Source organism: Bacillus sp. 37MA, from assembly GCF_000372765.1.
Lineage (GTDB): Bacteria > Bacillota > Bacilli > Bacillales > Domibacillaceae > Domibacillus > Domibacillus aminovorans.
Genome location: NZ_KB889752.1, coordinates 335,813 through 356,961, shown reverse-complemented (window position 1 = coordinate 356,961; position 21,149 = coordinate 335,813). Strand labels below are relative to the sequence as shown.

Here is a 21,149-nt window from a genome sequence, read left to right as displayed (position 1 = left end):
TTCTGATAAATATTCGTTTAATTAATTATTAAAGACATCACGCGTATCGATTATGAATAATCTACCATAAACAAACGAAAAAAAGGGACGCACTCTTATAAAATGTAAGTACTACCAAACATTTAAAAAAGAGGCGTCCCCGATGAAACAGAATACCGTATTCCCAAGCTTAATCTAAAAGTTCCTCCATAATACTTTATTCACAAGAATTACACTTAAATCCAAATCTTCATTATTCACTATGCGCTCGAACGATCGGACATTCAAATTTATTTGCGTTACCATCAAACGGCTCTTCAGCAACTTTGACAGATTCCGTTGGGCATCCTTCAAATGCATCGATCATATCCTCATGAAGCATCTCAGGAACTTCAATCACCCCTTCATTGTCATCTAGTTTTACGAAAGCAATTCCCTCATCATCATAATCATAAATGTCAGGGGCAGCTGCTCCACAAGTTCCACAGGCGATGCACGTTTCTTTATCGATCATTGTGTACTTTCCCATAAAGACCCCCTACTTAGAATTTTAAAACTTCATCTGATTTAACTCGTTGTAGCTAAATTGGCTGTTTCCAAATTCATGGATGAACTATGACCTGGCTGTAATTTAGCTTCAGGATCGATATAGGCTTTTGCGTTATTAACCGCTGTAGGAGCTTCCCCGAATCCAACGGCAATTAACTTCACTTTCCCCGGATATGTCGTAATGTCTCCTGCCGCGTAAATACCAGGAATTGTTGTTTCCATTTTTGAGTTGACAACGATGCTTCCTTTTTGGATTTCTAATCCCCACTCTTTAATAGGACCAAGAGACGATTTAAAACCAAAATTAACGATGACCGCATCCACATCAATGATTTTTTCTTCTTGCGTTTTACTATTAGAGATAACTAACTTCTCTATACGTTCACTCCCTATAAGATCCTTTACTTCATAAGGTGTTAACATGTTCACATTCGAATTTCTAAGGTTCTCCACACTGTGCTCATGAGCACGAAACTTATCCCGGCGATGAATAATATGGACTTCTTCAGCAATGGATTCTAACATAAGTGCCCAATCAACAGCCGAATCTCCGCCTCCAATCACCACTACTTTTTGATTGGCAAACTTATTCATGTCATCAACAAAATAATGAAGGTTCTTGCCTTCAAATGTTGCTGCTTTAGGATGGTCGAGTCGTGTCGCTTCAAAGGCACCTACACCAGCTGTTAGAATGATCGCTTTTGAAAAGTGAATCCCTTTGTCTGTTATCATCTCAAAATGATCGTCGAGTTTTTTAATATGTTGAACACGTTCCTCTAAACAAACAGTCGGATTAAATTGAAAGGCTTGTTCTTTTAAAGCGCTTACCATTTCTTTAGCACGTACTTTTGGATACCCAGCTATGTCGTATATAAATTTCTCCGGATAAAGTGCAGCTAATTGTCCACCTAACTGTGGAAGACTCTCTATTATTTTTACGTTACATTGACGCATCCCTCCATAAAAGGCGGTGAATAAACCGGTAGGACCTCCGCCGACAATCGTAAGATCAAAAATTTGTACATTCTTGTACATTTAATTCCCTCCTTATAAAGTGCTGTATTCAGTATTGCCATGTAAAGTACAAATCTGCATAGCATGATAGGTAGCTTTTATTGCCATAAACAATCAGCCAAGAAGCCTGTATGCTCAGGCTCTTGGCTGTACCGACTAGGATAAAGTTATTTAGATTTTTTCTACAAAACTCTGCTCATTTATTTAATTATTTCCTACTGAATGATACTTCCATTTAAAGGGTATAACGTACTCAATTGGATTTTTTGGTTATTCGTCTTTCATACCGATGGATTCTAAAACATAGTTATAAAATTTAGAAACATGATTTTCAATTGGAACTAAGATTCCACCATTTTTATATGCTTTTGATCCCATGTTATCTTGACACCATTGACAAGCTTCGAAATCCTGTTCATTCACGCGATGGAACAGCTCAACCGCATCCATTGGTTCAAAATCTGGTTTTGCCATTTCTTCCGGATCAAATAGCCAGTCACAAATTACAATTGATCTGTCCGTATCAATCGGAATGATATGGTGAACAATGACATGATCCGGTGTTAAGTTAATAAATACATGAGGAGTCATCGTCATGCCGTAATAGATACGGTCATCCTCTGGAAGTAATCCTTTTAACATCGGACGAACGCCTTTCCCACTTATGGAGAAAGAATCTAGGCCTTCATTTAAATTCGCCCCTAGACCCACTTGATTTTGCGTACCGACACCTGATTTGAATTCAGGAAAGGCCGCTGTTAATTCAGGGTGAATCGCCGAACAATGGTAACATTCCTGGAAGTTTTCTACAATGAGCTTCCAGTTTGCTTTCACATCATACTCTTTGCGATGAGCGATTCTTAAATCTTGAATTTGGTATCTAGCCAATGTCTCAAGCTCACCAAAACGCTCCATAATTTGTGTATCTAATTGTTCCTCAAGGGGCTCTGGATTTTCTGAAAAGTTCAACCAAATCATTCCATGCCACGTTTGAAGGTGTACTTTTTCTAAGCCGTAAGTGTCATTATTAACTAACTCTTCACGGCATCCACTCGATTTTGGAACTCCAGCTAAGGAACCATCAAGCCCATAACTCCAAGAGTGGTAAGGACAGCGGAATACCCCTGCCTTCCCAGAAGACTCGCTGCAGAGTGTTGCTCCACGATGACGGCAAACATTTAAGAACGCACGCAGCACACCGTCTTTGCCTCTAGTAATCAGAATATTTTCGTTATTAATCCTAGTTGTGATATACCGGCCTGGCTCTGCTGCCTCATATTCATAGTGGCCAACAAAAAGCCATGATTCCCCAAAAATATTCTTTTTCTCTAACTCAAAGATCTCAGGAGATGTATATAATTCTCCTTTTAATGTAGATTTGATTCCACCTTTTTCAGTTACAACACTTTGATCCATTGCCATCTATAATTCCTCCTCCGTTTTTTAAAAAATTTAACCCAAACATGTATAAGCGGACTTGATATGCAAAACGCTGCTGGCTTAAGAAATCAATTGGATGGTGTTCACTAAGCCTGCTAAAATTTCTCCTATAACTTAACCCCATGCTAGCCTCTACTCCCCATCGCTTCTAAACCTATGACAATAACATTATTGTCGGCATATCAGTCCTTCTAGCTCTATTGCCTTTATTAGTTAGTCATCGCAGTGGATTTGGTCATAATTTTGGCTGTGTAACGTTGTCCAAAGTATTCAATACTTAATTCGCTCTCTTTATTTACAGACTTAGGTGATAACAGCGCATACACCATTCCTTTACCTATGCTGTATTCATATCCAGCGCTTGTCACAAATCCAGCAATCTTCCCTTCATCAAACACCGGTTCATACCCCATCACAACGATTGACGGATCATCCAGCAGTAATGTAGTTAACAATCGTTTAGGGCCCTTTTCTTTACGGTCAATCAATGCTTTTTTCCCGATAAACGTTTGTTTATTAAGGTCGACCATATGATCAAGTCCCACTTCATACGGATCATGTTCACTCCAGAAGTCTTTACCGTTTCTTAATGAAAGAGATTCGATCCGGAGATTTTCAAGAGCTCGGTCACCTACAGGAATGAGCTGATATTCGCGTCCTGCTTCAAATAGTGCATCCCAAAGCTGTAATCCTTGATCGGAAGTTGTGAAAAACTCCCATCTTTCTGTACCCGCATAAGAATCGTACACAGCGAGGACCGGAACATTTCCAATAAATACTTCTTTGGCTCGCCCAATCTCCCACTCACTTCTTACAAATATCTGGGGATCAAGGGAATACATAATCTCGCTCGCTTTTGCACCCATTACACCAAGTCCGCACATTCCAGCTGTTAGATCTTGGATCACAATCCGGCTTGATACTGGTAAATGTTTTTTTATCCAGCTTGCTTCAACTGCCCCTGTACAAAGAACAAAGAATGTTGAAGCTGCTGTACGAATGACCTTTATTTCATCTTTTATACCTGCTAACTCATGTAGCATCAATGTACTCGTCACATGCCCGATCGGAACATCCATATTGCTGGTTGTCAGTTGTTGTAAAAACTCAAGCGCTCCTTCACCACGGACTTCCAACCGCTTTTTCACTGCTGTTCCATCATAAAGTCCAGCATGTTGACGTGTATGAAGTTGCTCAGCCTCGATAATTGGTGACCAATATTCGGCTGCCCATCCTTCCCGCTTTAAAATGGTTTTTTCATATTTTGCAACGAGCCAATCATTTGCTTCATACCATTGCGGCTGCTCCCAGCCAGATTTTTCGTTAAAATAAGCCCCTAATGTTTTTTGACGTATATAATATGGACTCACACGCATGTCGCGCGATGTTTCCGGTGGCATGAACGGATGATGAACATCGTATACTTTTTCATAATTTTCAATCGAACGCTTTTTATAATAAGCCGGGCTCTGTGCGTAAGTGTCAAAACGATTAATATCACATAACTCTAAATCAAGGGTCGGCGCTCCATTTATAATCCATTCAGCCATTTGTTTGCCAACACCAGCAGAATGAGTTACCCAAATAGCTTCTGCCACCCAAAATCCACGTACTTTTTGTGATTCTCCCAGTAAGGGCATTCCATCAGGTGTAAATGAGAAGATCCCATTTATTCCTCTTTTCACACCTGCTTGTTTTAACCCTGGAATGAGTTTTTGAGCATCTTGCCAAGGCTTTTCAAAAAAATCTTCAGGTGTAAACTGCTTTACAGATGGCATCTCTTTTGCTTCACCGTATTTCGTGATTTCACTAACCTCGACAGGCAATGGGCGGTGCTGATAAGAACCAATACCTATTCCATTGAATACTTGGCGGAAATACATAGCATTGTCTTGATCGCGGATAAGCGGCGCTGTTACTTCTTCAGTTTCGTCAGCTAATTCTTGTAAATCATTCGAAAAAACATATTGATGAGCGATTGGTTGAAGAGGAATAGTGACTCCTACCATTTCTCCAATGCGCGGTCCCCAGAATCCAGCACAGCAAATAATCAAGTCCATTTCAAATCTTCCAGCACTTGTTTCAACTGCTTTTACCTGACCATCTACAACCTCGATGTCCGTTACTTCTGTATGGCCGTAAAACTTAGTCCCACATGATTCCGCAAAGCTAGCCATTTCATCAATTGCACGAAGTGGTTTGGCAATTCCATCTGACGCTACATACAGTCCACCTAAAATTTCATTTGGATTGATTAGTGAATTTTTTTGAGCACATTCTTCTGGGGTAAGAATACTCGCTTCCATTCCCCATGATCTTCCTACACCTGCTTTTCGTTTCAAATCTTCTAATCGTTCCTCTGTATTGGCAACTTCAAGACTCCCTACCGAATAGAAAGAAGGTTGATCTTCATTACTTAATTCTTTGAAAGTCTCTACTGTTTGATTAGCTAACGTTGTCAACACTTTAGAAAAGCCAAGTTGAAACACAAGCCCTGGAGCATGCGATGTAGATCCCCCTGTTTCAAATAACGGACCTTGTTCAATAACTGTGATGTTTCGTTGCCCCATTTTATTCAAATAATAAGCGGTACTACATCCAACAACACCGGCTCCAATGATGATAATTTTCTTTTGCTCCATAACTTTTCATCCCACTTCCTTTGGATAACTATAGTAAATAGTGTCGTTATCCTTATTATTTTTTATGGGTCATCAATTCCATTTACATCTGCAATTACTCCTTTAAGATCAGCCGCTTATTATTCATCTCCCATCTATAAACTTGTTGAATGTAATCGTTTTCAAAAATTGTGTTTGACATTCGAGGAGACTGTTAGATCTTTTGGATTAATAATTAAAACTATCTTTTTAAAAAAGATTTTTTTCAAATTCATCAACCCCTTTTGTAATCATGATTATTTTATAATTAAGATAATAACAGGCTTGGGCAATATTGTAAACATAGTTTTTGTAATTTTTTAAATATTTAAAAAAATATTTACATTACAATCACAATTATGATATAGTCATGATTATTATTTGGTAAAAAAATCAAGAAGGGAGCATTGGAAGCGCTTACTAAATGAACAGGAGGGAATTAGATGAAAGTGAAAACCTTTTGAGAAAAAAGTGACAGGTTATTAGATTCCGGTACGACAAATGAGCAAAGCTCAATTTCGGTAATAGAATAAGGAGGAGATTTTTTGAATACCAACAGTATTTATAAAAATAGCGTTTTTTATGTTTCTATTCTGATAACCGGTGTTTTTATTATTTGGGGAATCTTTTTTACTGAAAACCTCACAAAGGTCACCACTGCTTTTTTCAATGGAACGATTAATCACTTTGGATGGGTTTATCTCAGTTCTGCCCTGTTCTTTGTGCTGTTTGCTTTTTATCTATTATTCTCTAAATATGGTCGTATTAGGCTTGGTAAGGAATCAGACAGACCAGAATTTAAGACGGGTTCCTGGCTAGCGATGTTATTTGGTGCCGGAATGGGGATAGGAATTGTATATTATGCTGTTGCGGAGCCTGTACTTCATTACACGAGTCCGCCTATCGGAAAAGGGTATACCGATACTGCAGCTGCTGAAGCAATGAAGTATACATTTTTCCATTGGGGCTTACAACCCTGGGGTATTTACGCAGTTATTGGTTTAGCATTTGCATTTTTTCAATTTAACAGAGGCCTGCCTGCATCAGTCAGTTCCGTTTTTTATCCTGTTTTGAAGGATAAAATTTATGGCCCCATCGGAAAAACGATCGATATCCTTGCTGTTGTTGCCACTGTATTTGGTATAGCGACATCTTTGGGTTTAGGTACAATGCAAATTACAGCTGGACTTAACCACTTATTTAACGTGCCAGATACTCTAACAATTCAAATCATCGTTATAGCTGTGGCAACCGTTCTTTTTTTAATCTCTATAACTACAGGATTAAAGCGTGGTATTAAATATTTATCAAATACCGCCATAATCCTATCGTTTACAATGATGGCATTGATCATGATAGTCGGTCCTACATCTTCCATTTTTAAAGTACTGTTCGATACGACGGGCAGCTATTTTAATGATTGGCTTGACATGAGTTTAAGTCTACAACCATTCGGTGAAGGTGAGTGGATTAATGGCTGGACCTTGTTCTACTGGGCTTGGTGGATCGCATGGGCACCATTTGTGGGAATGTTTATTGCCCGGATTTCAAAAGGAAGAACAATAAGCCAGTTTATAACTGGGGTACTCATCGTACCGGCACTTGGTACATTCGTTTGGCTTTCCGTCTTTGGTGGATCGGCTCTTCATATCATTCATAACTTGGGAAACCCTGAATTAGCCACCCAAATTACTTCCAATCTTTCATTGTCAATCTTTAGTTTTTTCGATTATCTTCCACTAAGTTCACTGTTAAGTATCCTAGGTTTTACAGTCGTGGCAGTTTATTATATTACAGTAGCAGATACAGCCACTTATGTACTAGGCATGCTTTGTGAGGGAGGAAAATTAAATCCTTCCAATAAAATTAAAATTACATGGGGCGTTATTCAGTCATTGGTTGCCGTGGTACTGCTATTAGCTGGTGGTCTAGAGGTACTGCAAAAAGTCTCTATTGCTGCTGCATTCCCATTCGCTATTGTTATGCTTCTCATGTGTTGGTCCTTGATAAGGGAACTAAGAAATGAAGTTGATATAAACAAGAAAAGTGTAAAAGAAGAAAAAGCTAGTTAAAGTATGGGAATTGTAAGCCTAATTAGGAATAAAATGGACACAAAAAGGTTCTAATATAAGTGTCAGAACAATTGTAGTTAGATAACAAAAACGGAGGGTTCGCCCTCCGTTTTTGTTTTTGGTGCGCCCTAGCATGGGCGCAGTCTATAAGGTGCATGTCCCGAACCGTGAAGGCAGTAGTAGCCATTACTTAACGCAAGGGTGTCTATGGTGATGTGGTATATATATAGAAGAAAAAGAGGGATTCTTATAGGGATTGCAGTCTTGGGGCATCTATACATTTCTTGGTCTTAGCTTCGCGTATTTCCGATACCGCAAAATCTACCTGGATTAATTAGCTCTATTTTTTATCCCATCCTTGGGAAGCGGATTCACGGTCCTATGGGTAAAACGATTGATGTATTAGCTATTGTAGCTACTATTTTTGGCGTTGCTACCTCTTTGGGATTAGGAGCTTTACAAATTTCCAGCGGCGTTAACTACCTCTTTGATATACCTAACAATATTATCAACCAAATTATCATTATTATTTACCGGTTCCGCTTTTGTTGGCATTGACCGGGTGATGAAAGTGTTATCTAACATCAATATTTTACTAGCCGTTTTGCTCATGACTCTTGTTGTAATATTAGGACCAACCGCTCAAATTTTCAATGTGTTTCCTAACACATTAGGCAGCTATATGGATCAATTTTTATATACAAGCTTACGAATAAAACCTTTTGGGGATAACTCTTGTACTTCAAATTGGACATTATTCAATCAAACAAGTCAACAGGTCACAATAAATCGAAAAAAGATGTTATATGAATGATCGCAGTATTAGGAATATGATCAACATTATAAGTATACCGTGCTCAAATGGTTATTAAAAAATAACTTTTTAGGGTAACCAGAGTGAACCTCGTTGGATTTTAACGAGGTTTTTTTACAAGCTTAAAAATAAAATTTTGTTGAAATAATACCTGGACTTCAAGATGCTTCATTAGATTTGTTTGCTTTTTTAGAAAATTAAATCCATCACGACCTATTAGGAGAATGTGGAGATCGCTTACCTCTCACATCAAATGATCTTTTAAAGGCGTGGTATTACGAATATGATTGACCGTTGCTTCTGTTGCTTCATCGACTGTATAGGCAGTTCTGTTATTAATCAGCATCGTAAGCATACCTTGCCAAATTAAATAATGACATTCTGCGATTCGTTCAGTATGCGCTTCTTGAATATATCCTTCTTTGACACACTCATTTAAGGCAATAACTGTTCTCTTTGATAAATTGGCTTCTAAAAGCATCTCCTTTACACCATCTGGAAATTCTACCAAATCAGTTGGGGAGTATGCATAATACTGTGTCATGTTAATCGGATGCGTACCTAAATTAGCTGAAAATACAGCATAGTAGATTTTGGGCGATTCAAAAGAATATTTACAAAAGCATTCCCAAATCAAAAAATACCTTTCCAAAGGGTTTTTTGATTTCTCAATGTATTTTGGTAAAGCATCCGTATATTTTTTTACAAAACTCATAGAAGCAAAGAAAATGAGATGGGATAAGTCTTCAAAGTAGTTATAAATGGTTGCACTGTTATACCCAGCTAAATCAGCAATCTTCCTTATTGTAACTTTATCAACCCCTTCTTTTTCGATAATGTCAGCAGTTGCGTTAATGAAGTAAGACATCATGCGAGCAGTTTGCTTTTCCTTGTTTTTTTCTGTTTGTTTTTTCAATCTTTAACACCTCGAAATCACCATAATTAATTTTGAATGTAACATAAAATAATTAGTGTGTAGTCTATAATCATGAATTGTTCTAGGATGATTACCGCTAATCTCCCTTTATCTTGTAATGATCTCTAACGCTTTTTAATAATTGATTGTATTCTTTTGATTTGGCACACCCTGTGACGTATTAGACAACAATAAGCGTACATCTAAGTTAATATTCATTAAACCTTTCCTCTTTATCACATCAAAAAACACCTTCACCAATTCTCTGTAAGTCTCAATAGTGATTTCTTAATCGGCTATTGACCGTTACTCTAAACGAGTGAAAGTGTTTAGTTTACGCTGTCAATTTGCATTATGATTTGAGTCCCCGACCACATAGAAACAAAGCATGTCTATACATATAAAGGCATTTGTTTCTATCACTGTTCATTTCGTTGGCTGAGGAAGCGGTCACTTTCCACACTTAGACCGTTATTAACTTACTCCTATTATAATGGCCTAATGTTAATTAAACAACAAACTAAATCAAACGTCTCTTTTAAAAGAAGGCTGTTCCCCATCTTTAAAAGACATTGAGTGATGATTGAAAGAAGCATTAGAACATTTAATTATCACATAGGAAAATGCTACTAATAGTAGATCCTTCTCTTTTTCTAAATCCTTATCATTTTCTGCTGCCAATTTCCGTACATCAACATTTATATCAAATAGCTCTTTTTTCTTAGTCTTTATAAGAATACCTCCATTTTACCTCAACTAATCTTTTCTCCTCAACATACAGAATAGTTACAAGATTTGATAAAAGTTGGTAATTTTATGTATAGCTTTAATGTAATCACCAACTTATAATAGAAACATTAGTATTCTATTAATTCTGATGACAATTAGATATTGCGCTCAAATTTACATGAATTTTTGTGTTTTTTGTATAAAGGAGGAACTTTAATGATTACAGTAAGAGAAGCAATACTTCTAACAGAATTAAATAATGTAACAGTTCGTGCCGGAAAAAGAGGGTTGTTCCGGAAAATACGCTGGGCACATGTTATTGATCATGATGATATGAGGCACTTCCTTGAAGGGGGTGAATTACTTTTAACATCGGGACAAGTATGGCCTCAAGATAAACCTTCCGAAGACAGGCTTCTTAAAGGGTTTTTACAGCATCAAATTTCCGGTATTTTGTTTGCAACAGGCCGTTATCTAGATGAATGTCCCCCATCCGTTTTGGAATTTGGGGAAAAATATGCTATCCCTATTTTAGAAGTACCCTTTCACGTGCGATTCGTTAAACTAACCCATTCTATTCACCAAGAAATTGTAAAGCGGGAGTATAGAAAAAAAGAATTAACCGCAAAGCTTCCTTTGAAGTTAACCGAAAAATTAGGATCTTCAAACAGCAGTATGGATGTGTGTCGCAACCTTGCCACTCATTTTAATTGTCCCGCTGTAATTACTGATCCTATGAACAAAGTTTTGGATAAAATCATTCCAGCTGAAGAAAAACGTATAAATCTTCCTCAAACAATGGATCATCTCATCAAGCTATTAAATGAACGTTCGGTTGATCATCTACATGAAAACGAACCAATCATAGCAGAGGGACAGCCTATAAATGTATCAACTAAAACTTCTCCTTATGCAATGGCTGTACCACTTCAAATTGAAGGAAACTATTCGGGAACCCTTTGGCTTCTCAACTTTTATCAGCCGTTAAATGAAACACATGCGCTTGCCCTTAAGTATGCGGCCACTGTTCTTTTAGATATCCACCTAAATCAACAAATCGTAGGGGTTACAAATAAACAATTTAGAACAGAATTAATGGAATTACTATTTGAAAATCCAAAAACAGCCTCTATATTAATGAAAGATAGAATGCATAAACTTGGATTGACCGCGAATGAGAATTGGGTGGCAGGGTTTGTACTTCCTGGAATAAAGAAGATACCGCTCAGCTTATCCATAGAGTTGGATTTTTTGAGCAATGAATGTACAAATTGGATTCAGCAAACAGAAGGGATTGACGGCTTCTGTGCGGTATATGAAGGACGACTGACATTATTGATATCCTCTAGCCTTGAGTATTCGGAAATTAAAAACCATTTAAAAAATCTATATAGTCATGTGCAAACGATTTATAAGCAAATAGTTCCTGTTCTTGTGTTTGGCGAAATGAAGGCAGATTGGCTTTCTTTAGTTGAAAGCTATCAGGAGGCAAAGTCTCTAACTCCACTTGTTCAGTTTTCAGATCCTGCAGGAGGGGCCTACTTTGCAGAGGAATCACGGGGGGAGTTGCTTCTTTATGGAGGCATGGATTCAGCTAAAGCCCAGGAATTTCGAAACCTTATCTTACCAGAGGAGCTTCTTTCTGAACGAGGTTCAGTACTCTATGAAACGTTAAAATGTCTCGCAGCCCATAACTATAATCGCGAAATCGTGGCTAAAGCTTTACATATTCACCGGAATACCCTTCGATATCGAATTGATCGGATCGAACATTATTTAGAGGATAGTTTATCTTCCTCAAAGTGCCAATTTTGGATCCAAATCGCTTTAGCTCTTGAGTCGCTTGCGGATCATATCCACGGATATTCTTTGGAAACAGATGATGATAAACTCTTAGAGGGAGCATCTCCCCCTACTATCTTATAATTTTCTATTCATCCCATCAACAGAGCTTCGTGGAGTAAAGTGATTAACCCCTTTAAATACTCATAGTTACTGTCAAAAACCTTAAGCTGATTGTGAGTTTTTCACATGAGGTTCAATGAAAGGGCCTGTTTTGAAAAAAGAACAAACAAAACAGGCCTTAATTGTATTTAACTGTAGTCCTTTTTTAACTATTAATACCTATTAAATAGGAAGGATTATTCATTCATCATCAGATTCCAAACACCTTAATCACGAATGATCACTGTCCATTTTCATTCATATCTTTTTAATATAATAGCTGAATTGTGACCCCCAAAGCCGAATGAGTTGGAAATACCAATGTTTAGTGGAACACTCCGCGCGCCCTCCGAGACATAATCCAAATCACACTCCGGATCAGCCGTCTCCAAATTGATAGTTGGAGGTACTATACCTTGTTGAAGACTTTTCACTAGAGCAATTGCCTCAACCCCACCAGCGGCGCCGAGCATATGACCGAGCATCGATTTGTTAGCTGTAGTTGGAATTTGATAGGCATGATCTCCAAACAACCTCTTTATAGCTAGTGTTTCAGAAATGTCACCTACTTGTGTACTTGTTGCGTGAGCGCTAATAACGTCTACCTCACTTGCAGATATATTTGCCTTTACCAGAGCATTTTTCATCGCCGAATAAGCCCCTCTTCCTTCTGGGTGCGATGCTACCATATGATAAGCATCCGAACCTGCTCCATACCCGATCACTTCACCATAAATAGGAGCTTCCCGTCGTACCGCGTGTTCCATTGATTCCAACACCAATATACCGGCTCCTTCGCTCATTACAAACCCATCTCGATTTACATCAAACGGCCGACTCGCTAAAGTTGGTTCCTCATTTCTCATCGATAAAGCTGTCGCATTTCCGAAACTTGCCAAGGATAATCTCGTAATGGCCGCTTCCGTTCCACCAGCAAAAATAACATCTGCTTCACCGTTTCGAATGACACTGAACGCCTCACCAATAGACGTGTTACCAATAGAACATGCGGTAACGGGCGACAATGATGGACCAAATGCACCTAATCTAATACTTATTTGGGCAGCGGCCGCATTCGATATCATCATAGGCACCATACTAGGACTTACTCTTCCCGGTCCTCGTTCGTTTAACAAATTGACATTATCAATAAAGGCATTGATTCCTCCAATACCGGAACCGACATATACGCCAAATCGTTCTCGATCAATCTTGTCCAATTGTAATTGTGAATTTTCCAAAGCTTGTTCAGCTGCAGCTAAAGCAAACTGGCAAAAACGATCCATACGCCTTGCTTCCTTGCGGCCCCATCGGCCTTCTGCATCGAAGTCACGAATAATACCAGCTATTTTTGTTTTGGTATCGGATACATCAAAAGTATCAATCAACGTAATTCCAGACTTACCTTTCGTTAAATGGTGCCAGAAAGTATCAAGATCATTCCCTAACGGTGAAATAACTCCCATTCCAGTAATTACAACTCTCTTCATTTAAACTCCTCCTAACATCGTCTTTATTCTAATTTTACCTCATTGTTATCCTATTACAATTTGTTGTTTATCATGGTATAATTTACACTACATTAAAAAAGGGGAATAAAAATGAATTCGGAAACTAGACTTCAGGCGCTATCAGAGTTTTTAAAAACACGTCGTTCTAAAATTCATCCCCATATGGTCGGACTGCCAATGGGTAAACGAAGAAGAACACCTGGTCTCCGAAGGGAAGAAGTGGCTCATTTAGCTGCTGTAAGTACAACCTGGTATACGTGGTTAGAACAAGGGAGAGATATTAAAGTATCTGCTTCAGTTTTAGACGCTATTTCCAACGCGTTACTATTAAAACCAGATGAAAAAAAATATTTATTCGCGTTAGCTTTGGAAGAAGGAGTAAAAAACGAGTTTTCACTTGAAGAAGAAACATTAATCAACCCTTCCTTAAATAAAATATTGCAGGAGCTTCAATATTGCCCTACGATTATTTCAGATAGGCACTGCCATATTGTTGGATGGAATAAGGCAGCAGCACATGTATTTTTGGATTTTGATCACATTCCGTTAGAAGAGCGGAATCTTATTCGTTTATTATTTGCAAGAAAAGAATTTAGGAGTTTAGCGGTTAATTGGGCCCATTTTGTAAAAGGATTTCTTGCCATTTTCCGAACGTATTATGGTCAATATTTTGCCGATAAATGGTATTCACAATTCATCGAGGAAATGGAACAAAATTATCCGGAATTTCAAGAACTGTGGAACCAAGGCGAAGTGAGTTCGGCTCCAGATGTGTTAATCGAATTTCGCCATGCTAAAGCTGGAAAAATGGTATTTAGCCTCACTTCTTTACAAGTACAAGGAGATACTGATTTAAGATGCAGTGTCTATACTCCGGTTGATGATACCCGAACTGAAGATAAGTTAAAGCGCTTAATTGAAAATAATATTTGAGCAGGGGTATACGTCTAACAAATTTTGCACGAAGCAGTTAAGTGAATATACTTTTTCTAAACGGCAATATTTAAATAAATCTCTTGTAAAGGGCACAATAGAACAAGCAGCCAAGTCTTTCTTAAAAAAGCACTTGGCTGCTTGTTTATGTGTTAATGAATCTTCCATCAGCGGGGGTTTTAGGCCCACAGGATGTGGGTCATGCAGGCGTTGTCACAGAACGTGACGATCTTAGTCTGCATTCCGCTATCCCCCTATAATAAAAGTTGCTTTGCCCATTGACATGTTAAAACAGTGAGTATTATTCGGAATAAACGGGCAGTTTCCCTCTCGTTCTTCTTATTTCTTCTCTTCTTTTCTCCGTAGCCGCTACATCCAGCTTCTGATCCTTAATCACGACCGCATAATCACGGTAGGCCGTTTCAACCGAAACAATCTCATCTAGTACATCTTCAAATACTTGCTTGGCGGATCGTTGGAGCGGATCCCCGTATCCTCCAGATGATGGGACTAGAATTTGCACAGATTCTCCAGCTTGGAAGCGATGGCCATTGATCTTAGACGGGAGTTCTTCAGAAACGCTATCCGGGTTTTTAATCAGATTTGCGCTTGTTCCAGGAAGTCCGCCTTTGTATCCCCATGGACGTACAGTGTGTTTGTCCCCTTCCATCGTCATAAATCCATCCGTTAAGAAGCGGTTCCATCTCACGATCCCTAAGCCCCCCCGCCATTGTCCAGCACCTCCTGTATCTTCCCGGAGTTCATACTGTTCACAAACGAGAGGAATGTGCATATCAAGATCTTCGATTGGATTGTTCATCGTGTTCCATGAACTGAAGTCTACAGCGTCCATTCCATCTTTACCCGGACGTCCTCCATAAGATCCTTCATTTACCTCAATATAAACCCAGTACTCATTGTTTTCGTCTAGCCCGGCATAAGAAGCAAATTGCAGGTTGGCTGCGCTGCCTGCGCAAGTCTGATTAGGGAGAACAGGTGTTAACGCTTTGATAATCAGATCTGCTACAGTGTTCACCTGATTACCGCGGCTAAACAGAGCGGCTGGTTTAATTGGATTAAAGATACATCCCTTACGTGCTTTAATTTTAATTGGACGAAACGCTCCCTCATTCGCCGGGACATCTTCTTCGGTAGTAAATGTATCTAAAAATATGGACCGCAGCACACTATGAACACTTACGCAAAGAGCTCCAGAATACGCCACATTAAATGCAGTGGATACTTGATCAGCAGAGCCGGAAACATCTACTTCCAGTTCTTCTCCTTGTTTCGTCATTTTCACGTGTACTTTCAGTGGCGTATCCAGATTACGGCCATCGTTATCAAGCCATGACTCAGCCTCATATACGCCATCGGGAATTTTGGCAATTTCTCTTCGCATCATTCGCTCAGAATAGTTCATTAACTCTTCGCAAGCTAAAATAACAGCGTCTTTTCCATACTTATCCATCAGCTCAACGAACCGCTTGACTCCCATCCGGCAGGCTGCAACCTGTGCCTCTAAATCCCCGATTACCTGTACAGGCGTACGAACATTTTGACGAATGACTTCAAACAAAGTTTCGTTCCGTACCCCTTTGTCATAAAGCTTCACTCCATTTAGAATCAAGCCTTCTGCAAACACATCGGGCACATCAATCATGAGTCCAGGCTGGGCTCCTCCCATATCTAAATGGTGGGCGGTAGCACCTGCGTATCCAACTAATTCACCTTTATAAAATATAGGTTGACACAAAGCAACGTCTGGGGAGTGAGAGGCACCCGCATAAGGGTCATTATTCCAAATGATATCGTCGGGATGTTGGTTATCTCCCAGTTTTTCTTGGAACCCCCGAATGTATCCCGGTAAACAGCCGAGTTGCATAGGTGTAGAATCTGCTTCGGCCAATGTGTTACCAAAAACATCAAAGATCCCTGCCCCAAGGTCTTCCGATTCGCGAATAAGTGAGGAGTACGCCATCCGGTACATGACGTGTGCCATCTCTTTCGCTATCGTCTTTAGTGCTCCACCGATCACTTGCAAAGTTACAGGATCAACTTTATTTTGAATGATAGTTTGGTTCGTTTGATTGGTCGTCATATTCAATTACCTCACCTTCGTGAAAAGTTTTTCAACTGACTCTGCTGCGCCGCCCTGTACAACCTTTGATGCTACAAATAAAGTTCCATTTTCTGAAACAGTGGCTTGCCAATGTGGCGGTACCGAAGTTGTCGAGTCGCGCTGCACGATAATCGAAGGTCCCATGATCAAATCGTGAGCCAGCAATTTACTTCGATCGTAACGAGGAGTCGGGTAACGTTTAATCTCACCATCCACCTCAAATACTGTTTCACGCTCATACATAAGTGCTTCGTTCGGATTAATACGATCCCCAATCTCTAACTTTGGTATATTTAATGAAGGTGTTTTTCCTGTCGCTACGATGCGCAAAGTAATTAATTCCACTACATTTTCTGGAAAATGATGACCATACTCTTCCTCGTGTGCCTCATGGAATCTTTGACTAATAATCGCCATGGATTGCTCAGTAAGCAGCCCCTCTGGGATGGATGCACGTAATTCAAACCCTTGACCTGCATACCTGCACTCTGCTATCCGCTCTATCAAGATATCCTCCGGTTTAACACCATCCTTAATCAATTGAGCGTAGGCAGTATTGGATAGTTCCTCAAGATCAGAGTTAATTGATTGAATGGCTTCATCATTAATTTTGTCGATACGGTTAATATGAGATTTAATAAAGTCGTATTTAATGTCTCCAACCAATAAACCAGTCGCTGCGCTAATTCCAGGATAAGCCGGGACGATAACTAAGTTACAGCCTATCGTTTCAGCCAGCTCGACGGAATGAAGCGGACCAGCACCACCTGCTGCAAACAGGGCATATTCACGTGGATCTATCCCTTTACTTACAGACTTTGCACGGATGCAAAGAGCCATATGGTTGTTAATAATTTTAAGAATGCCGAGAGCGGCCTCTTCTACAGACATACCCAGTTGACGACAAAGTGTTTCTTCAACCGCTTTATAGCTTAACTCAGGATGCAATTGGAGATCTCCTCCAAGAAATTGTTCAGGATCGAGGCGTCCAAGTATGACATTGGCATCGGTCACACACGGAGATTCTCCCCCTCGACCATAACAAGCCGGACCTGGATTGGCGCCTGCACTTCTAGGTCCTACTCGGAATGCCCCACCGGCGTCAATGTAGGCAATCGATCCGCCGCCTGCACCAATAACTTCTACATCAATCATCGGAACAAGTACCGGGTAGCCGTTCGCCTCAGCATCACGAGGATTGATAATTTTCGGTGTGTTATTTGGAATCACTGAAATATCCGCTGAAGTACCACCAATATCCACACTAATGAGATTAGGAACTCCCTCCAACTCACCGCACCAAGCAGTGGCCAATACGGCTCCAGATGGGCCTGACTTTAGCAATGTGACTGGTTTTTCCGTTGCCATGTCACTAGTAGCCATGCCACCTGAAGACTGCATGATGTGAAGTTCTCCTTGTAATCCGGCGTTATCAAGAGCACTAACTAGATGATCTAAGTATCGGCTGACGCGCGGTGCTACATAGGCATTCATCGCTGCTGTACTAAACCTCTCATACTCTCGCATTTGAGGAGCAATTTCACTAGAGGTAAAGCATTGTACTTCCGGCCACAATTCTTTCACGATTTCCTTCGCCCGTTGTTCGTGTACATCATTTAAAAATGAAAAAAGGAAAGAAACGACTACAACATCTACCTTAGACTCTTTAAGCCGCTGCACCGCTTCACGAACTTCTTCTTCATTCATCGGTACTTTTACGTGACCATCCGGAGCGGCCAGTTTCTCTGTAATAGGAATACGGTTTCTGCGCAATACTAAAGGATCAGCTTGCCAAGGAAGATCTTGCTGAATAGAGAAATTTTCTGCCTTTTTGTGACGGGCAATGTGTAAAATATCCCGGTAATTTTTCGTAGTCAGCATTCCGACTGCAGCACCGTCACGCTCAATAATAATGTTAGTGGCGACCGTTGTTCCATGAAGAACATAGTCTACATCTGTTACAGGAACGTCAGCGTTTTTACATAGTTCTTGAATGCCATTGATCACCCCGATAGACTGATCCTCAATCGTACTTGGAACTTTGTGTACATGAATTTTATTCGTCAATTCATCAACTAGTATTAGGTCGGTAAACGTACCCCCAACGTCAACACCTATTCGAATCATATGAACAACTCCTTTTTTCTAGTTTTTCTAATAGAGTAATCAAGCGCTTTCATTCTTTTCCATGGAATACATGGCGTCACAATATATTGGAAAGACAAAGAAAGTATTGAATCAAAGAAAAACCTCAGCTGCTATATGTAAGAAACAGGAACGATCCTGTTACCTTCTTACATCTCTCATAGGTGTAATAATGGCTCAAATCACGTTGATCCTAACTGTCGGGCAACACCCCTTTCAAAGAATCTGTCCCCTTTTTCTATCAACTAAGAAGAAGGGGACTATCATTTAATTGGCTTTCCATTCAGACAAGCTTTCATCTAATATCGTTTAAAAAGGCTGCGGAGAAATATCCTGGAATTTGCGCAAGATAGATAATAATCGAAAAACCGAATGATTTCGAAATTTCAAAACCCTCATTTCTATTAAACTTATAGCGTCTCCTGATTAATACACTGAATATTTAAATAATTAAGAGCGTAAAAAAGCGGCTTCTTCCTTTTATCAATCATTTTAAAATTGGTTGATAAACTATCCATTATAGCTTAATTTTTATTCACTGTAAATTTCCAAATTAATTTACTGTTTTAATTACAGTATTCGTTTCCTCTTCCAATTGATCTTTGACAGATGCAGGAGGATGCAGACGCATCAAACCAATATAAACGAAAAAGGAAAGAATAACTCCTAAAAACCATGAAATGTCATATAACCCTTTCAAAGAAGGCACGAATGACCCGATTAAAGCGATCCCAGCAGCAAATGCAGTCGCAGCAAACGCTCTATAGTTATAGCCTTTAAAATAAGTATACTCTCCTTTTAAAGAGTAAATATCGTTTATATTGAGTTGGCGCTTGCGGATAATGTAATAATCAGCAATCATCACACCAGCGATTGGTCCAAGCGCTCCTCCAATCAAGTTGAGAAGAGTAAAGATTGTATCAGCATTCTCCATTAGCTTCCAAGGGAATGTAAAGAGAGCCGCAAACATTGTAATGTAAAAGCCTCGTTGGAAAGTAATCCACCTTGGAAACAAATTGGCTAAATCATAAGCCGGTGAAACAAGATTCGCAATAACATTTACCGTGATCGTTGCTGCTGCCAGCATAAGAGCCGCAATGGCGATGATAACCGGTCTATCAAACTGTTGGAGAAGAATGATGATATCTCCTACTGGTTTCCCAAAGACGACTGTTGTGGCAGCTGTTGCTGTAACTGTGACAAACGTAAAGATAGTAAATGTTACTGGGAGTCCATATAATTGGCCTTTTATTTGATCTTTCTGCGATCCTGCAAATCTAGTAAAGTCAGGGATATTCAGAATCAATGTCGACCAAATTCCAATAATACCTGCTACTGCACTAATGAAAGGGAGAAATGCAGTTCCAAACGTCTCATACTTCCCAGTTTGAGAGAAGATCGTACTCAGTCCGCCCCCTGCATCAATCGCCCACCAAAGCAAACCGATTAATACAATGTATACTAAAGGACCTGTGAACGCTTGAAATTTTTTCAGCGACTCCATCCCCCGCTTTAACACTAAGAAGTGCAGCGACCAAAAGATTAAAAAAGATAGCAATCCTGGCAGGCCGATTCCTAAAACCGTCCAGTCTCCCCCTAGATTAGCCCAACCTGGCCAAAGGAGTGTGAACGCTATATTAAACGCTGCGCTCCCTGCATACGCCTGTATGCCTAACCACATAATCGCAACGATCCCGCGCAATACAGCTGGAACATTTGCCCCCATCGTTCCATAAGAGGTTCGGATCAACACCGGAAATGGTATTCCATATTTAGATCCGGCATGACCATTAAGCGCTAAAGCTCCATAAAGGATAAGCGACGCAGTAAGAACAATCGCAATAACTTGCCATGGAGAAAACCCTAAAACAACTAATCCTCCAATCGTTGCATATGTCGGAATATTATTGATAACACCCATCCACATAGAAGCAAAGTTTTGTGTTTTCCAAGTCCGATCCTCCGTCTGTACAGGCAACAAGTCTGGGTTACTAAGTGAACTTGCCTTTTCTTTTTGAAGACTAGGTTGATTCATAGCCATCTAATCAAAGCCCCTTTGATTTTTATATTATTATGGAACGGCTCATATAAGAGTTTTACACCTATATTAAGCGCTTACATTTAAAGTGAAAATCTTAGGTTTACATGCGGAAGTGCTTGGTTCATTCTTTTTTCTGAAGTGGAGTTAATTACTATCTAAAGGAGACTGAACTGGGCGTTTATTACAATACTATAGGCAGCAGTGTCATCGGGTTTAGGGGCTATAATGTTTTTGTTTTACCTAATTGAGAGTTTTAAAAACGACTTCACTCCTCCATTCA

12 protein-coding genes and 1 pseudogene are annotated in these 21,149 nt (G+C 39.5%); 4 read left to right on the top strand and 9 right to left on the bottom strand.

The genetic code is table 11. The features are described from left to right. Positions 1-232: 232 nt before the first annotated feature. From A3M5_RS0101885 to A3M5_RS0101870, 4 genes are all read right to left on the bottom strand, one after another. Positions 233-508 carry a ferredoxin gene (locus A3M5_RS0101885; RefSeq protein WP_018392054.1) on the bottom strand — a complete coding sequence of 92 codons (276 nt, stop codon included), beginning with the start codon at positions 506-508 and terminating at the stop codon, positions 233-235. A 38-nt stretch (positions 509-546) separates the two neighbouring features. Continuing rightward, the gene (locus A3M5_RS0101880) at positions 547-1,563 is read right to left on the bottom strand and encodes an NAD(P)/FAD-dependent oxidoreductase (protein WP_018392053.1); all 1,017 of its coding nucleotides are present in this window, start codon (positions 1,561-1,563) and stop codon (positions 547-549) included. A gap of 249 nt (positions 1,564-1,812) precedes the next feature. Then, a complete protein-coding gene (locus A3M5_RS0101875; protein ID WP_018392052.1) occupies positions 1,813-2,964 on the bottom strand; it encodes an aromatic ring-hydroxylating oxygenase subunit alpha in 1,152 nt (383 codons plus the stop codon). Between the two features lie 227 nt (positions 2,965-3,191). Further along, the gene (locus tag A3M5_RS0101870; protein ID WP_018392051.1) at positions 3,192-5,624 is read right to left on the bottom strand and encodes a GcvT family protein; all 2,433 of its coding nucleotides are present in this window, start codon (positions 5,622-5,624) and stop codon (positions 3,192-3,194) included. Positions 5,625-6,187: 563 nt separating this feature from the next. Between A3M5_RS0101870 and A3M5_RS0101865 the strand changes: the two genes are divergently transcribed. Together A3M5_RS0101865 and A3M5_RS26530 are read left to right on the top strand one after the other, a co-directional pair. Beyond that, a complete protein-coding gene (locus tag A3M5_RS0101865) occupies positions 6,188-7,714 on the top strand; it encodes a glycine betaine uptake BCCT transporter (RefSeq protein ID WP_018392050.1) in 1,527 nt (508 codons plus the stop codon). Positions 7,715-8,023: 309 nt separating this feature from the next. Further along, positions 8,024-8,528: pseudogene (locus tag A3M5_RS26530) on the top strand (BCCT family transporter). Positions 8,529-8,772: 244 nt separating this feature from the next. On the opposite strand, the gene A3M5_RS0101860 reads toward A3M5_RS26530, so the two are convergent. Next, positions 8,773-9,444 carry a TetR family transcriptional regulator gene (locus A3M5_RS0101860; RefSeq protein WP_018392049.1) on the bottom strand — a complete coding sequence of 224 codons (672 nt, stop codon included), beginning with the start codon at positions 9,442-9,444 and terminating at the stop codon, positions 8,773-8,775. A gap of 945 nt (positions 9,445-10,389) precedes the next feature. Here A3M5_RS0101860 and A3M5_RS0101855 point away from each other — a divergent pair. Beyond that, entirely contained in the window at positions 10,390-12,099 is a 1,710-nt protein-coding gene (locus A3M5_RS0101855) for a PucR family transcriptional regulator (protein ID WP_018392048.1), read from the top strand. A gap of 272 nt (positions 12,100-12,371) precedes the next feature. Here the strand turns inward: A3M5_RS0101855 and fabF are convergent, their stop codons facing one another. Then, on the bottom strand, positions 12,372-13,607 hold the full coding sequence (gene fabF / locus A3M5_RS0101850; protein WP_018392047.1) for a beta-ketoacyl-ACP synthase II: 1,236 nt from the start codon (positions 13,605-13,607) through the stop codon (positions 12,372-12,374). Between the two features lie 111 nt (positions 13,608-13,718). On the opposite strand from fabF, the gene A3M5_RS0101845 reads away from it, so the two are divergent. Beyond that, positions 13,719-14,561: a helix-turn-helix transcriptional regulator gene (locus tag A3M5_RS0101845; protein WP_018392046.1), complete on the top strand. Its 843-nt coding sequence runs from the start codon at positions 13,719-13,721 to the stop codon at positions 14,559-14,561. A 301-nt stretch (positions 14,562-14,862) separates the two neighbouring features. Here the strand turns inward: A3M5_RS0101845 and A3M5_RS0101840 are convergent, their stop codons facing one another. The 3 genes from A3M5_RS0101840 to A3M5_RS0101830 form a co-directional block, all read right to left on the bottom strand. Next, complete coding sequence (locus A3M5_RS0101840; RefSeq protein WP_051080851.1) at positions 14,863-16,662, bottom strand: hydantoinase B/oxoprolinase family protein; 1,800 nt, start codon at positions 16,660-16,662, stop codon at positions 14,863-14,865. 6 nt (positions 16,663-16,668) lie between these two features. Then, positions 16,669-18,810 carry a hydantoinase/oxoprolinase family protein gene (locus tag A3M5_RS0101835; protein WP_018392044.1) on the bottom strand — a complete coding sequence of 714 codons (2,142 nt, stop codon included), beginning with the start codon at positions 18,808-18,810 and terminating at the stop codon, positions 16,669-16,671. A gap of 571 nt (positions 18,811-19,381) precedes the next feature. Continuing rightward, positions 19,382-20,869: an NCS1 family nucleobase:cation symporter-1 gene (locus A3M5_RS0101830; RefSeq protein ID WP_018392043.1), complete on the bottom strand. Its 1,488-nt coding sequence runs from the start codon at positions 20,867-20,869 to the stop codon at positions 19,382-19,384. Between the last annotated feature and the right edge of the window lie 280 nt (positions 20,870-21,149).